Origin of the sequence: Streptomyces sp. SID9727 (assembly GCF_010550605.1) — a bacterium.
Classification (GTDB): domain Bacteria; phylum Actinomycetota; class Actinomycetes; order Streptomycetales; family Streptomycetaceae; genus Streptomyces.
In genome coordinates, this window is record NZ_JAAGNI010000434.1 from 1 (window position 1) to 208 (window position 208).

The 208-nt window shown below is 80.8% G+C and carries 1 protein-coding gene; it reads right to left on the reverse strand.

Features of this window, described 5'->3' with window-relative positions; genetic code table 11:
- On the reverse strand, nucleotides 1–208 hold a 208-nt coding region (locus G3I41_RS29685), incomplete at both ends, for a hypothetical protein (RefSeq protein WP_164403589.1).

Below are 208 nucleotides of genomic sequence, written 5' to 3' on the forward strand. Positions count from 1 at the left end.
CGCTGGGCCTCGGTGGCGGCGGTGGTGGCGTCCCGGTGCGCGGCCTCGCCGGCGCTCTGCAGGGTGTCGGAGCGCTCCTCCTCCTCGTTGGCCCGGCTCTCGCCCGCCTCGGCGGCGGTGTGCAGGGCCCGTACGAGATCGGCTGCGGCGCTCGCGCGGGCGGCGAGGGCGGGGGCGGCGTCGCGTTCGGCCTCCCGGATCGCGGCGG